The following is a 13530-nucleotide window of genomic DNA, read 5'->3' on the forward strand; positions in this document are numbered from 1 at the left end:
GTGCTATGCTCGAAGACTTGAATAAATAATAAACAGGGGATTGGGCGCGATGGCTAGAGATGTAGTGGTTTTGAGCGCGGTGCGCTCGGCAGTGGGTAGCTTTGGTGGCGGCTTGAGCGGAATCGAACCGGCTGAACTGGCTGGACAGGTGATGCAGGAGGCGGTGACGCGCTCCAGTGTGGACCCAGAGCTGATCAATTATGTGACTGTCGGGCACTGTATCCCGACCGATTCGCGTTTTGCCTATGTGGCGCGGGTGGCTTCCATTCAGGCCGGGTTGCCGATGGACTCCGTCGCCATGGCGGTAAACCGTCTGTGCAGCTCCGGGTTGCAGGCGATCGTTTCCACGGCACAGAACATCATGCTCGGTGACTGCGATTACGGTATCGGCGGCGGCGTTGAGGTGATGTCACGGGCCGGCTACCTGTCACCGGCCATGCGCAGCGGCGCGCGGATGGGGGATACCACCCTGATCGATATGATGGTCGCCACCCTGAGCGATCCCTTTGGCGCCGGACACATGGGGATCACCGCCGAGAACCTGGCGGAAAAGTGGTCGATCACCCGTGAGGAGCAGGACGCGCTGGCCGCTGAGTCACACCGCCGTGCGGCGCTCGCCATCGAGGAGGGGCGCTTCAAATCCCAGATCGTGCCGGTCACCCTGCAGACCCGCAAGGGCGCAATAGTTGTCGATACCGATGAGCATGTTAAACCGGGCACCACGGCGGAAAGCCTGGCGAAGATGAAGCCAGCGTTCAAGAAAGAGGGCACCGTCACGGCTGGCAACGCCTCGGGTATCAACGATGGCGCCGCCTTCATGGTGCTGGCATCGGCTGAACAGGCGGGTGCGGCCGGTCAGACCCCGGTGGCGCGGCTGGTGTCCTATGCGGTTGCGGGCGTGGCCAACCATATCATGGGTGAGGGGCCGATTCCGGCGTCGAAAAAGGCGCTGGAGAAGGCCGGGCTGACCCTGGATCAGATGGATGTGATCGAGTCCAACGAGGCGTTTGCCGCCCAGGCGCTGGCCGTGGCCAAGGGGCTGGGGCTGGATATGGAAAAAACCAATCCCAATGGCGGGGCCATCGCGCTGGGTCACCCGATCGGTTGTTCCGGGGCGTTTATCGCCACCAAGGCGATCTATGAGCTACACCGCATCGAGGGGCGCTATGCGCTGGTGACCATGTGCATCGGTGGCGGGCAGGGTATCGCTGTTATTTTCGAGCGGCTCTGATCAGGCCAGTCGGCCGGGCAACGTTTTTCCTGTCAGGGATGACGTTGCCTCGACCGGCTGATAAAGGCGATAACAGTTGCGGCCCGCGCGTTTGGCCGCGTACATCGCCTGATCCGCCTGCTCCATCAGGCTTGGGCCGTCGTTAGCGCCATTGATGCAGATTGAAATGCCGATACTCGGCGGTGTTTGCACATTAATCGTCTCGCTCAATGCGATCGGCTGCTGCAGGGTGGCCAGGATCTTCTGCGCCACTTTCTCGGCATCTTCCGCGTCTGCTATTTCCGGCAGCAGAATAACAAACTCGTCGCCACCGGTGCGGCCGACGGTATCGCTGGCTCGCACGCATCCTCTCAGCCGTGCGGCGACCTCAACCAGCAGCCGATCCCCCATCTGGTGGCCGTAGTTATCGTTGACCGGCTTGAAGTTATCCAGGTCCAGGAACATCAATGCCAGCGTACGCTCGTTGCGGCGGGCCTGAATCAGCGCCTGGTCCAGGCGCTCATGCAGCAAGCGACGGTTGGGCAGCTCGGTGAGACTGTCGAAATAGGCCAGCTGGCTGGTGTGCTCTTCGGCCAGTTTGCGTTCGGTGATCTCCTGGTGGGTACCGTACATCCAGAGCGGTTTTCCATCTTCCGTCCAGACGGCGACTTTGCCGCGGTCCAGTACCCAGATCCACTGTCCATTCTTGTGCCGCATACGTGCTTCGCATTCGTAGTAGGGCAGTTCGCCCCTGAAGTGGCGCTCAAGCAGCTGGCCTGACTTGTCGAGATCCTCAGGATGGGCGTAGCTCATCCAGGTTTCGATGCTCAGCGGCCCCAGATCGTCGAGGCGGTAGCCAATAATCTCCGCCCAGCGTTCATTGAATACGACCTCGCCGGTCTGCACATTCCACTCCCAGGTACCCACGTTGGTACCCTCGATAATGCTGCTTAGCCGGCGACTCTGGGTTTCCAGCTTCTGACGTATATCGCGTTCGTGGATCAGGTGGCTCTCTTCGTTGCGCAGCAGAAAAATGATCCCCAGGGCAAGCAGCAGGTAAGCGCCGATAACCAGCAGAGACAGTAGTTGCCATTCGCTATAGGCGGCGTTCTTGGCATAAGCGGAGACGACGATCAGTGGAGCATTCAGGTAAAGCCCCGTGGGGGCGACGGTGCGCAGATCGAGTAGTGCTTCAGAACCCTGGCTGCTGATACGGCCCTCAGTGAGACTTTGAAGCTGCCCCGAGGCGATATGAGCGGACAATGGCGAGTCGGGCAGGATGAGGTTTTCTCTGGTAAAGCCTGTATTCAGCGGAACTCTCAGTATCGGCATCCCCCCGGCGTGTATCAGGATAACGCTGGCGCCGTGGTTGCTTTCATCGCCGAGCTGCAGCCCGATCAGCCTGGTCAGTAGCGATGTGTCGAAAGAGGCTGCAGCCACACCACTGAGCTCGCCATTGGCGGCATACAGGGCACGGGAGAGGGTGAATTTCCAGTTGTTATCCAAACTGGATTGAAACGGCGGTGACAGAATCAGCTGGCCTTTCGGGGCTTCAATGGCGGCCTGAAAGTAGTCACGAAAAGCGAAGTTTCCGCCGACGAGTTTATCGACAGTGGCACCGGTAACCGTGCCGTTTGCGTCAAACAGAAGCAGGTTGTCGATGCCTGATACCAGACTTTTGGTACTGGCGATCTGGGCCTGGAGTTCGGTTTGGGAGAGGTTGTCCCGGTTGCGGTCGAGGCCCTCTAGCGTCGCCAGTGCCGCGGCGGTTTCACGCAGCTGTTGATCGACAACGGTGGTCACGATGGATGCAGAAATATCCTGATACTTTCGCGCCGTTTCCTGTTCATGTACGAAGCTGTAGCCGAGCAATCCGGTAATTGTCATCGCACAGACAACCAACAGTACGAAGGTGGCTCTGCGAACCCGTCTAAAGCTTTTGATCTGCTGCATAGGATACTCTGATCGGGCAATGCGCTTCGATCTTAACCTGTTTTAAATTAATTGCGTACCGGGTTGTTGGCGAGCGTGTGCCGGGGTGGCAGAGAGGGGCAGTGGTGTAGGGCCGCCCGAAGCGCGCCGGATGATTTCTATACCGACTCTACTCGCAAGTGATATAAGGAATTGTCCAACTGGCGTGCCTCTCGGAAGGGGAAAATGGCCATGCGCAAACGGCAAGCAACACCTGGTTTCGTGAACATCAGGGCTCTCGCTCTGGTTTGGATTCTGTTGTCGCTGTTTGGCAGCGGCTCCCTGTACGCTGAAACGGCTCCGGATGAGATAAGCCGGGTCCATAGTGTGGCTGTGGTTGTTGACGGTGAACCCTTGTTTAACGTTGCCGGTACGGCCTCCTATCCTGCTCAGGAGCGCGCGGCTCTCATCGCCGAGCGAATCAGGGCGGCTGCCGCGGCCGTCGATCTGGAAGCCGAAACGGTCATCCTCCGCGAGGTGGACGAACACCTCGATATCTACGTGGGAGACAGGCGCATAGTGGCGCTCTATCCCGTCGATGCCTCAGCTGAAGGTGTTGCCCCCTTTGAACTGGCAGAGATTGTCGTTGGCCGATTAAAAACCGCGCTGCAGCAGTACCAGATGCAGCGCAGCAGTGACTACCTGTTGCTGGCGACGCTGAAATCTGCCGCTGTGCTGGTTTTATGTGTGCTGAGTATCTGGCTGTCGGTCTGGGTGTTTCGCAAGTGGCACCTGTACCTGGAAGCGCGTTTCAAGGAACGCTTGCAGGGGCTCAGGATCGAAAGTTTCGAGATCCTTCGAGCCGAGAATATCTGGCAGGTGCTGACGCGCAGCAACAAGCTGCTTAGCTGGGTCCTGGTGTTCGTGATCGTCTATGCCGGGCTGGAGTTTGTCCTCGCCCAGTTTCCCTGGACCCGGGCGGCGTCCAATGTGCTGCTGGACTGGCTGATCGAACCGTTACGGCAGATCTTCCTGTCGATTCTGGAGTATCTGCCGTCCCTGGTGTTTCTGATTATTCTGATCACGCTGACCCGTTACTCGATAAAACTGATGCACCTGTTCTTTATCGGCGTCGAGAAAAAGCGGGTCGTGCTGCAGGGGTTTGAACCTGAGTGGGCCCCGTCCACCTTCAAGCTGGTCCGCTTCTTCGTGATTGTTCTCGCCGCCGTGCTGGCCTACCCCTATATTCCGGGGTCCGGCAGTGCTGCCTTCCAGGGGTTGTCGATCTTTCTGGGGGTGATGGTGTCCCTGGGCGCGTCCTCGGCGGTAGCGAGTGTGGTGGCTGGCTATGCCATCACCTACCGCCGGGCGTTCAAGATTGGCGATATGATCAAGGTGGGGGAGCATACCGGCGTGGTTGAAGATATGCGGCTGCTGGTGACCCATCTGCGGACCTTTCATAATGAGGAGGTGATCCTGCCGAATTCGCAACTGCTTAACAGTTCGGTGATCAACCTGAGCCGTCCCGCCCAGGAAGATGGTTTGTTGATTCACACCAAGGTGGGGATCGGCTACGAAACCCCCTGGCGGCAGGTCGAAGCGATGCTGAAGGAGGCGGCCAGCCGAACCCGCAGTATCAAAACCACGCCGGCACCCTTTGTGCTCGTGCAGAACCTGGGGGACTACGGCATCGATTATCAGCTCAATGTCTATGTGGCGGCGCCTTCGCACCTGCCGCACCGCTATGCCGAGTTGCATCGCAATATTCTGGATGTCTTCAACGAGTACGGCGTGGCGATCATGACGCCTTCTTACCGTGCGGATCCGGATGAACCCAAGCTGGTTCGGCCGGAAGACTGGTACGCGGCGCCTGCCAAGCAGCCCGACGGGGCAGTGCCGGCGGCCCAGTCAGCCAGGCCGGATCAGAGCAAACCGGATTAAAACAGGCCGGTATAGCCTTAAACCCTGTCAGGGAGGATAGATGGATTCTTTATACACCAACCTCAGAGGCATGCTTGTGGGGCTGGCCGTGGGCGATGCCCTGGGTGCGCCGGTGGAGTTCATGATGCCGGGGGCGTTTGAGCCGGTCAGTGATTACCGCACCGGTGGGCCGCACAACCTGCCGGCGGGCTACTGGACCGACGATACCAGCATGGCGCTCTGCTCCGGTGTCAGTCTCTGTCTGCAAAACGGCTTTGATCCGAGGGATCAGATGGAGCGCTTCACCCGCTGGTTCAGGCAGGGTTACCTGTCATCCACGGGGCGCTGTTTTGATATCGGGAATCGTACCCGCGCCGCACTGACGCGCTTTGAGCGCACCGGTGAGGCCTTTGCCGGCGAGGAGTCGTTCGACTCCGCCGGTAACGGTGCACTGATGCGGCTGGCGCCGGTGGCACTGTATTACCACCAGGAGCTCGAATCGGCGCTGGAAATCGCCCGGGAGCACTCCCGTTTGACCCACGCGGATATCCGCTGCCTTGAAGCCAATGAGCTGCTGGTCTGGATGCTCTGGCACCTGAGCCGCGGCATGGACAAAGAGGCGTTGTTTGACGCTGTCCAGGCGCGTGCCGACCGTTTTACCGACGCTGAGATGATGCTGCTGGCGCGGGGTTCGTTCCTGCAGTTACAGCCGCCGCTTATCCGGGGCAGTGGCTATGTGGTGAAGTCGCTGGAGGCCGCCCTCTGGGCCTTTGCCCAGAGCAGCAGCTTCGCCGAAGGCGCATTAATGGCAGTCAACCTGGGTGACGACGCGGATACCACCGGGGCGATCTACGGCCAGATCGCCGGTGCGTTTTATGGCTATGAAGCCATTCCTCAGCACTGGCGCAGCGGTCTGTATCAGCATGACCGCATCGTCGCGCTCAGTGATGCGCTGATTCAACGCTCGGCCGTCAATCTGCCTGAGGAGTGGCACTGAGCCGCAGGCAAGAGCGCAGGCAGCGGGCAGCAAATCAGAGCGTCAGGGGGTTGCCACCCCGGGCTTCGAACTCCTTCACCGCAGTATGGATCAGATCTGCCAGGTGTTTGACGCCGGGGCTGGAGAGGTGCGCGTCCCGCTTGATCAGGAACAGGTCGGCAAAACGCTCGCTGCCGTTTTCCATCGGCAGGGGTTTGAGCAGGCCCTTTTCAAGCTCTTTGGCGATCTTGATCTCCGGATACCAGGAGAAGCCAAGCCCGGAGCAGGCACAGAGGATCGATGTGCTCATATGACTCACGGTCCAGCGCTGGCCGGCGCCGAGCCAGCCGGCGTCCAGACTGCGGCTGCCGGAGTCGCGCACCACCAGCTGGCGGTAATGACGCAGGTCATCGTGGGTCAGGGTGCGGTCCAGCTGGTGCAGCGGGTGCTCGGGGTGGGCCACCGGTACAAACCGGATGCGCATCAGAAAGTCGCCGACAAATCCGGGGGGGATCCGGCTGCTGATGACCATCTCCGCATCGCCACGGATCAGTGCCTCGTCCGTGCCGCTAAGCGCGGTTTCCAGCAGTTCTATGCGTACAAAGGGCGAAACCTCCGCATACCTGGCCAGGGCGCAGAGTGTGAGCTGTTCGGGAAAAATCAGGTCGATAGCCAGTCTGATCAGTGCTTCTGATCCGCTGCTGTAATGCTGGGCCAGCTCTTCGGTAAGTCGGGCGCTTTCAAGCAGTGACTGGGCCTGGCGGTAAAGCGCGCTGCCGGCCTCGGTGAGCGCGGCTCTGCGGCCTTCGATTCTGAACACGGCGATGCCGAGACGCTCTTCCAGGCGCTGGATCGCGTAACTGACCGCCGACTGGCTCTTGCCCATCTTTTCTGCGGCTTTGGCATAACCGCCTGCATCGACGACCGCCACCAGTGTCTGCCACTGCTCAAGCGTAATCTGCATTCCTGTCCCCTGTAGTGATTGATCTAAATATTAGATTAAAAGAAGCAGTTTTGTCCTCTTTTTAATTAGTCATATGGATATGAAAATAGCCTCATACAAACACAGACAGGAGAGTACAGATGGCAACGCTTCTTTACGTTAAAAGCAGTATTTCCGGTGACCATGGGCAGTCCAGCCAGCTGGCAGAGCAGCTGATTGCAGACTGGAAAGCGAAGAACCCCCAGGGTGAAGTGCTAACCCGTGACCTGTTTGCCGATGAGATCCCGCATCTTGATGCCAAGCGTTTTGGCGCGTTAATCAGCTCGCCGGACGAGCGCAGCAGCGAGCAGCAGGCGATCGTGGATTTTTCCGATCAGCTGATCGACGAAGTTCGCCAGGCCGACATGCTGGTGATCGGTGTGCCGATGTACAACTTCGGTGTTCCGTCCCAGATGAAGGCGTGGATTGACCACCTGGCCCGTGCCGGTGTGACGTTCAAATACACCGAAGCGGGCTCCGTGGGCCTGCTGGAAGACAAGCCGGTGCTGCTGCTTGCGACCCGTGGCGGTCAGTACAAGGATGTCGGAGCGGACTTCCAGATTCCGTTCGTTACCCAGTTCCTCAGCTTTATCGGTCTGAATGACACCCGCGTTATCTATGCCGAAGGCCTGGCCATGGGTGAAGAGCTGGCGCAGCAGGCACTGAGTGCTGCCAAGCAGTCGCTGGGCGAGCAGTTACAGTAAATCGAACAGATCAGATCGGGAGGTAATCATGGGACTGCTGATTGAAGGGCGTTGGCAAGACAAGTGGTACGACACCGAGTCCAGTGGCGGGCGCTTCGAACGCGACACCGCTAAATTCCGCAACTGGGTTACCTCCGATGGCGAGGCCGGTCCCTCAGGGAAGGGCGGCTTTGTCGCCGAGCCTGGCCGTTATCATCTATATGTGTCTCTGGCCTGTCCCTGGGCGCATCGCACGTTGATCATGCGCGCGCTCAAGGGGCTGGAGCCGATGATCGATATCAGTGTTGTACATCCGCTGATGCTGGAAAACGGCTGGACATTCGACAGCGACTTTCCCGCTGCTACCGGTGACCAGCTCTATGGCAGCGAGTACATGCACCAGATCTATACCCGCAGCAAGCCGGATGCCAGTGGCCGTGTGACCGTCCCGGTACTCTGGGACAAGCAGGGCGAGCAGATTGTCAGCAATGAGTCCGCCGAGATCATCCGTATGCTGAACAGCGCATTCGATGCTCAGGGGGCTGAGGCGGGGGATTACTATCCTGTCGCACTGCGCGAGGAGATCGATCGCTGGAACGCGCTGATCTACGATCGCGTGAACAACGGTGTCTACAAGGCCGGGTTTGCTACCTCACAGGCCGCCTACGATGAGTCGGTGGCGGCGCTGTTCGAGGCGCTGGATACCCTGGAAGCTCATCTGCAGCAGCACCGTTTTCTTGTTGGCGGGCGGCTGACCGAAGCCGATATCCGGCTGTACACCACGCTGGTGCGCTTTGATCCGGTCTACGTCAGCCACTTTAAATGTGACAAGCGCAGAATTGCTGACTATCCCGCTCTGTCCAACTACCTGCGCGATCTTTATCAGCGACCGGCGTTCCGCTCGACCACCCACTTCGAGCATATTCGTAACCATTACTATCGCAGTCATCCGGGCATCAACCCGACGGGAATTATCCCCACCGGACCTGAATTCGACCTGGATGCGCCCCATCATCGGGAGGTGCTGGATCATGACTAACCGCAGTATACGCAGCGTTATACCTGGCATGGACAGTTCAGACGGCGCCGGTGTGCGTCTCAAGCGCAGCATCGGCCAGCATCAGAACCTGAGGATCGATCCTTTCCTGATGCTGGATAACTTCTCCAGCGACAGGGCCGATGACTATATCGCCGGCTTCCCGGCGCACCCTCATCGTGGATTCGAGACAGTGACCTACATGCTCGATGGCCGCATGCTGCACCGTGACCACATGGGGAATGAAGGTTTGCTGCGCTCCGGTGGCGTGCAGTGGATGACCGCCGGCCGAGGTGTAATCCACGAAGAGATGCCGCAGCAGGAAGAGGGGCTGATGCGCGGATTTCAGCTCTGGGTGAACCTGCCTGCCGCTGAAAAAATGAAGCCGGCGGCCTACCAGAACATTGAGCCGGAAGAGGTGGTGACGGCAGCGGACGCTGCGGGCAACCGGGTACGCCTGGTGGCAGGCAGTCTCCCGTTTGACGGCAAAACGCTCGAAGGGCCGGTGGCCGGCATCAGCCGCCAGCCGCTGTTCGTGGATCTTGCCCTGGCTGCCGGTGCAGCGCTGGAGCTACCGGTTGCTGCCGATCTCAACGCGTTCATCTACCTGTTTGAAGGCGAGGCTGCACTGGGCAACGATGCCCTGGAGCTGAACGCGGCGACCGAGCTGGGCGAAGGGGACCGGGTAAGTCTCACGGCAGGCCCCGAGGGCGCTCGGCTGCTGCTGGTCGCGGCCAGGCCGATCGGCGAACCGGTCGTGCAGTACGGCCCCTTTGTGATGAACACCTCCGCCGAGATAGAGCAGGCGTTGCGGGATTACCGTGACGGACGGCTGGTCGATTGATACCGGACAGTTTATCGCCATAGCGGGTGTGGTTTGTGCGCCCGCCTGCCGTATACTCATTGCTTGAACGCTGGAGGCCGGATTTAAGGAGGAGAAGAGTGGGTCGCATTATTGTGTTGGTGATAATCGTCGTTATTGCTGCTTTTTCTACCAAGTCCTGTGACCATGCGCTTGATGTAAAACGTTCGCTATGGGATAACGAGCAGCAATAACAACAGGTATTGATGCCAGGGCTACACCAGGAGGGGAGAATGCTCGATCTGAATAAGTATCTTCGGCTAATGGTCGAAAAACAGGCGTCAGACCTGTTTTTCAGTACCGATTCACCGGTACAGATCAAGATCGAAGGCGTCCTCAGGCCCATAGGGGACAAGCCCCTCGAGCCCGGCGTTACGCGTGAGCTTGCTGAATCGATGATGACCGACAAGCAGCGCGAGATCTTTGACGAGGTTATGGAGATGAACTTCTCCCATAACCTCAAGGATATGGGACGTTTCCGCGTTAATATCTACCGCCAGCGCGGTGACGTGGCGATGGTAATCCGTTACGTACGCAACAAAATTCCTTCACTGCAGGAACTGAACCTGCCGGAGTCTCTGCAGGATCTGGTGATGCTGCGCAGCGGCCTGGTACTGATTGTCGGTGCCACCGGTGCGGGTAAGTCCACCTCGCTGGCGTCGATGATCGAATACCGTAACCAGCGCGCCACCGGTCACATTCTGACCATAGAAGACCCGATAGAATTCATGCACACCAACAAGCGCTCGCTGATCAACCAGCGCGAGGTCGGGGTCGATACGCTGTGCTATGAAAACGCCCTGATGAACGGGCTGCGAGAAGCGCCGGATGTGATACTGATTGGTGAGATCCGTGATCGTCAGACCATGGAGCAGGCGATCCGTTACTCGGAAACGGGCCACCTCTGCCTGTCGACGCTGCATGCCAATAACTCCGTTCAGGCCATTGAGCATATCGCCAACTTCTTCCTTGATAGCGAGCTCAAGAAGATCGCTCAGGACCTGTCACAGAACCTGAAGGCGATCGTGTCCCAGCGTCTGGTCCGTGATGTGAACAAAAAGTTTCTTCCCGCCACCGAGGTGCTGATCAATACGCCTTACATCTCGGAGCTGATAGGACGCGGAGACTTCAAGGAGATCCGCGAAGCGATGGAGCAGAGCAGCGATCCGCACACCCATAGCTTTGACGAAAACCTGCTGGAGCTATACAGCGCCGGCAAGATTTCGGAAGAGGAGGTGCTGCACAACGCTGACTCCCGCAACAACGTTACGCTGAAAATGAAGCTGCTTGCCCCGTCCTGATCGGGTGGCCTGAATATCTGATGGTGGAAGGGGCGGCTCAGCGATAGCGTTCGCGCTGCTCCCGCTCCTTCTCGGCGGCGTCGATCCGGCGCCGTTCCTCTTCCTCTTTCTCCCGATACTCGTCCGCCACCTGCTGACACTCCTCGACCTTGCGTGTCAGGGCGAAGATCTGCACGTCGATCTGGTAGGCGTCGTTGAAGTTCTGCAGCCTGGTCAGAGCGCTGCGATAGGCATGCAGTGCCACCTGGGGGCCGGCAACCTGCTCGGTCTGCTGGGCATCCATGATCTCCAGCTCGATGGTGAGACGGGTATAGCTCTGCTTGATATGTCTAACCATCTGCTGCAACGCGCCTTTCGAAAACAGGTTCTGCTTTTGCAGCTCGGTCAGGAACTGGGCCAGTTCCCTGAGCAGTGCCCGGGTGCTTCTGGCCATGTTCCGGTCGGGGGAGTGGGTCAGTGATCCGGACGGGTACTGTCCCGGTTCAAACGGCTCAGAAGCTCTCTGGGTGAGTCTCTGCAACTCCTGCTGGTAGGCGGCGTTGCGTTCGAGCTCCAGCATCTGATGCCAGCGCCGCTCCATATACTTGATCAGTACGGTACGGATATCCGGAGAAATATAGAAAGCCGGCAGGCTAGTGAGCAGATGGTCGGCACGGCGGATCTGATCGCGCAGCGCAAGTAACTTTAGACGACGTTCCCGGCGCTGGGTTTCGATGGTCTGCACGATATAGGCAGTGACGGCGAGAACAACGATGCCACCGAGTATAAGAATGCCTATCTGTGTCGGGCTCATGCTGTCGCCTCTGGGTTACTGCTCACTGAAGTAACTGATTCTATAGTAAAAAGATGAAAAAAGCCTTGACCCACCCCGGTCACGTCATTAATATTCACGCCGCTTCCCGCTGATGCGGGAAACGTCCTAAGCGTCCCATTCGTCTAGTGGCCTAGGACACCGCCCTTTCACGGCGGTAACAGGGGTTCGAACCCCCTATGGGACGCCATTTCAAACGCTCTCTGGCGTTTGGATCTACAAGCGGGAATAGCTCAGTTGGTAGAGCACAACCTTGCCAAGGTTGGGGTCGCGAGTTCGAGTCTCGTTTCCCGCTCCAAAATTCTTTTCTTAGTTAGCTTCAATCACAATACTCCGTAGATAGGCGACCCCGCTTGTTATTCGTTGGGCTCGCGATCGGAGCGCCGACCGGTTCAGTCACATTTCCCGCTCCAGATTTTCTTTCCTAGTAAACTCAAATGCTGCGCTAACGTAGATAGGCGACCCGCTTTTTATATATTGGGTTCGCGACTGGGGCGCCAGCCGGTTGAGTCACGTTTCCCGCTCCAGATTTTATATCCTCAGTAAACTCTAATCGTGCGCTAACGTAGATGGGCGACTCCGCTTTCTTATATGTTGCGATCGCGGCTGGTGCGCCAGCCGCCGGGATGCCGGCCACCGGAGCGCCGGCCGGATGAGTCACATTTCCTGCTCCAAACATATTTCTTCAGAATTTTGATTATCATTGTTTTGTAGGAAGACGACCCCCTTTTATAGGTTGGGCCCGCGACTGGAACGCCAACCACCGGAGTGTCGGCCACGGGAGCGCCTGCCGCCGGAGCGCCGGCCGGATGAATCACGCTTCCCGCGGCCAGGTATTATCTTTGTAAATCCATAGTGCATCAGTTCCAGCAGTAATCGATCGATAGTTTCGTGTTGGTCACCTAACCGCTGTGCCGTCTGCCCGGCCAGGTTTTCCTCTTTGGTTTTTGAACTGTGTAAGCATTTTCCGGGTCGAGCTTTGCTGGCTGGGTTGGTTCGGCTTCTTGCGAGCGGTGGGGGATTCATCGCTGCGTTGGTTTGTAAGTCCCGTAACCTGTCGCCGCCGGTGTGGCCAGGCTGAAGCTTGTCTGTGTCATATTTGCTCAGGGTTTTGTTGTGAATCTCTCAGGGGGTGAGTGCGCTGGTTGAAATTTAATCAGTTTTAGATCAAGAGCTTAGCCTGGAGTGGTTGATACGAAATAAATGAAAAAAATGTGAATCGGGTGTTGACGAGGGGCGGGGGTCTACGTATTATTTGCGCCTCCTCAACGAGGAACGCGAAAGCGTAACGGTCACGTCCCATTCGTCTAGTGGCCTAGGACACCGCCCTTTCACGGCGGTAACAGGGGTTCGAACCCCCTATGGGACGCCATTGCGGGAATAGCTCAGTTGGTAGAGCACGACCTTGCCAAGGTCGGGGTCGCGAGTTCGAGTCTCGTTTCCCGCTCCAAAATTTGACCGGTATCGTTTTCCAGGCTGCGTCCCATTCGTCTAGTGGCCTAGGACACCGCCCTTTCACGGCGGTAACAGGGGTTCGAACCCCCTATGGGACGCCATTTCAAACGCTCTCTGGCGTTTGGATCTACAAGCGGGAATAGCTCAGTTGGTAGAGCACAACCTTGCCAAGGTTGGGGTCGCGAGTTCGAGTCTCGTTTCCCGCTCCAGATTTTATATCCTCAGTAAACTCTAATCGTACGCTAACGTAGATGGGCGACTCCGCTTGTTATTCGTTGGGCTCGCGATCGGAGCGCCGGCCGGTTCAGTTTCCCGCTCCAAATTTTAATCTCATCTTAAATTCTGATTTCTGCGCTTCGTAGATATGTGCCCCTTTGTTTGTG

10 protein-coding genes and 6 tRNA genes are annotated in these 13530 nt (G+C 58.1%); 13 read left to right on the forward strand and 3 right to left on the reverse strand.

What is annotated here, in order from left to right:
* The first annotated feature begins 49 nt into the window (after positions 1–49).
* On the forward strand, positions 50–1231 hold the full coding sequence (locus tag ACQUQP_RS07790) for an acetyl-CoA C-acyltransferase family protein (protein ID WP_432698233.1): 1182 nt from the start codon (positions 50–52) through the stop codon (positions 1229–1231).
* On the opposite strand, the gene ACQUQP_RS07795 is transcribed toward ACQUQP_RS07790, so the two are convergent.
* Entirely contained in the window at positions 1232–3163 is a 1932-nt protein-coding gene (locus ACQUQP_RS07795; protein WP_432698234.1) for a diguanylate cyclase domain-containing protein, read from the reverse strand.
* 210 nt (positions 3164–3373) lie between these two features.
* On the opposite strand from ACQUQP_RS07795, the gene ACQUQP_RS07800 reads away from it, so the two are divergent.
* On the forward strand, positions 3374–5062 hold the full coding sequence (locus ACQUQP_RS07800; protein WP_432698235.1) for a mechanosensitive ion channel family protein: 1689 nt from the start codon (positions 3374–3376) through the stop codon (positions 5060–5062).
* A 40-nt stretch (positions 5063–5102) separates the two neighbouring features.
* Positions 5103–6038, forward strand: coding sequence for an ADP-ribosylglycohydrolase family protein (locus ACQUQP_RS07805; protein ID WP_432698236.1), 936 nt, complete (start codon positions 5103–5105; stop codon positions 6036–6038).
* A 34-nt stretch (positions 6039–6072) separates the two neighbouring features.
* Here ACQUQP_RS07805 and ACQUQP_RS07810 read toward each other — a convergent pair whose 3' ends face one another.
* A complete protein-coding gene (locus ACQUQP_RS07810) occupies positions 6073–6981 on the reverse strand; it encodes a LysR family transcriptional regulator (protein ID WP_432698237.1) in 909 nt (302 codons plus the stop codon).
* Between the two features lie 119 nt (positions 6982–7100).
* Here ACQUQP_RS07810 and ACQUQP_RS07815 point away from each other — a divergent pair, with 119 nt between their 5' ends.
* From ACQUQP_RS07815 to ACQUQP_RS07830, 4 genes are all read left to right on the forward strand, one after another.
* Positions 7101–7703 carry an FMN-dependent NADH-azoreductase gene (locus ACQUQP_RS07815; protein ID WP_432698238.1) on the forward strand — a complete coding sequence of 201 codons (603 nt, stop codon included), beginning with the start codon at positions 7101–7103 and terminating at the stop codon, positions 7701–7703.
* 28 nt (positions 7704–7731) lie between these two features.
* Positions 7732–8721, forward strand: coding sequence for a glutathione S-transferase family protein (locus ACQUQP_RS07820; RefSeq protein WP_432698239.1), 990 nt, complete (start codon positions 7732–7734; stop codon positions 8719–8721).
* Positions 8714–9562, forward strand: a complete 849-nt coding sequence (locus ACQUQP_RS07825) for a pirin family protein (protein ID WP_432698240.1) — start codon at positions 8714–8716, stop codon at positions 9560–9562. The genes ACQUQP_RS07820 and ACQUQP_RS07825 overlap by 8 nt, the downstream gene beginning before the upstream one ends.
* A gap of 251 nt (positions 9563–9813) precedes the next feature.
* Positions 9814–10881, forward strand: a complete 1068-nt coding sequence (locus ACQUQP_RS07830; RefSeq protein WP_432698241.1) for a PilT/PilU family type 4a pilus ATPase — start codon at positions 9814–9816, stop codon at positions 10879–10881.
* A 37-nt stretch (positions 10882–10918) separates the two neighbouring features.
* On the opposite strand, the gene ACQUQP_RS07835 is transcribed toward ACQUQP_RS07830, so the two are convergent.
* The gene (locus tag ACQUQP_RS07835) at positions 10919–11674 is read right to left on the reverse strand and encodes a hypothetical protein (RefSeq protein ID WP_432698242.1); all 756 of its coding nucleotides are present in this window, start codon (positions 11672–11674) and stop codon (positions 10919–10921) included.
* 132 nt (positions 11675–11806) lie between these two features.
* On the opposite strand from ACQUQP_RS07835, the gene ACQUQP_RS07840 reads away from it, so the two are divergent.
* The 6 genes from ACQUQP_RS07840 (at position 11807) to ACQUQP_RS07865 (ending at position 13356) form a co-directional block, all read left to right on the forward strand.
* Positions 11807–11882 (forward strand) — tRNA-Glu (locus tag ACQUQP_RS07840).
* Between the two features lie 32 nt (positions 11883–11914).
* A tRNA-Gly gene (locus ACQUQP_RS07845) sits at positions 11915–11990 on the forward strand.
* Between the two features lie 998 nt (positions 11991–12988).
* A tRNA-Glu gene (locus tag ACQUQP_RS07850) sits at positions 12989–13064 on the forward strand.
* Between the two features lie 2 nt (positions 13065–13066).
* Positions 13067–13142: transfer RNA gene (locus ACQUQP_RS07855), tRNA-Gly, on the forward strand.
* 30 nt (positions 13143–13172) lie between these two features.
* Positions 13173–13248: transfer RNA gene (locus ACQUQP_RS07860), tRNA-Glu, on the forward strand.
* Positions 13249–13280: 32 nt separating this feature from the next.
* Positions 13281–13356, forward strand: a tRNA-Gly gene (locus ACQUQP_RS07865).
* Positions 13357–13530 lie beyond the last annotated feature (174 nt).

This window comes from Marinobacterium sp. YM272, assembly GCF_050908845.1.
Classification (GTDB): domain Bacteria; phylum Pseudomonadota; class Gammaproteobacteria; order Pseudomonadales; family Balneatricaceae; genus Marinobacterium_D.

Excerpts from the sequence above, each read along its gene's own strand:
- ACQUQP_RS07790 (WP_432698233.1), top strand. The coding sequence starts at position 50 with ATGGCTAGAGATGTAGTGGTTTTGAGCGCGGTGCGCTCGGCAGTGGGT.
- ACQUQP_RS07795 (WP_432698234.1), bottom strand. The coding sequence starts at position 3,163 with ATGCAGCAGATCAAAAGCTTTAGACGGGTTCGCAGAGCCACCTTCGTA.
- ACQUQP_RS07800 (WP_432698235.1), top strand. The coding sequence starts at position 3,374 with ATGCGCAAACGGCAAGCAACACCTGGTTTCGTGAACATCAGGGCTCTC.
- ACQUQP_RS07805 (WP_432698236.1), top strand. The coding sequence starts at position 5,103 with ATGGATTCTTTATACACCAACCTCAGAGGCATGCTTGTGGGGCTGGCC.
- ACQUQP_RS07810 (WP_432698237.1), bottom strand. The coding sequence starts at position 6,981 with ATGCAGATTACGCTTGAGCAGTGGCAGACACTGGTGGCGGTCGTCGAT.
- ACQUQP_RS07815 (WP_432698238.1), top strand. The coding sequence starts at position 7,101 with ATGGCAACGCTTCTTTACGTTAAAAGCAGTATTTCCGGTGACCATGGG.
- ACQUQP_RS07820 (WP_432698239.1), top strand. The coding sequence starts at position 7,732 with ATGGGACTGCTGATTGAAGGGCGTTGGCAAGACAAGTGGTACGACACC.
- ACQUQP_RS07825 (WP_432698240.1), top strand. The coding sequence starts at position 8,714 with ATGACTAACCGCAGTATACGCAGCGTTATACCTGGCATGGACAGTTCA.
- ACQUQP_RS07830 (WP_432698241.1), top strand. The coding sequence starts at position 9,814 with ATGCTCGATCTGAATAAGTATCTTCGGCTAATGGTCGAAAAACAGGCG.
- ACQUQP_RS07835 (WP_432698242.1), bottom strand. The coding sequence starts at position 11,674 with ATGAGCCCGACACAGATAGGCATTCTTATACTCGGTGGCATCGTTGTT.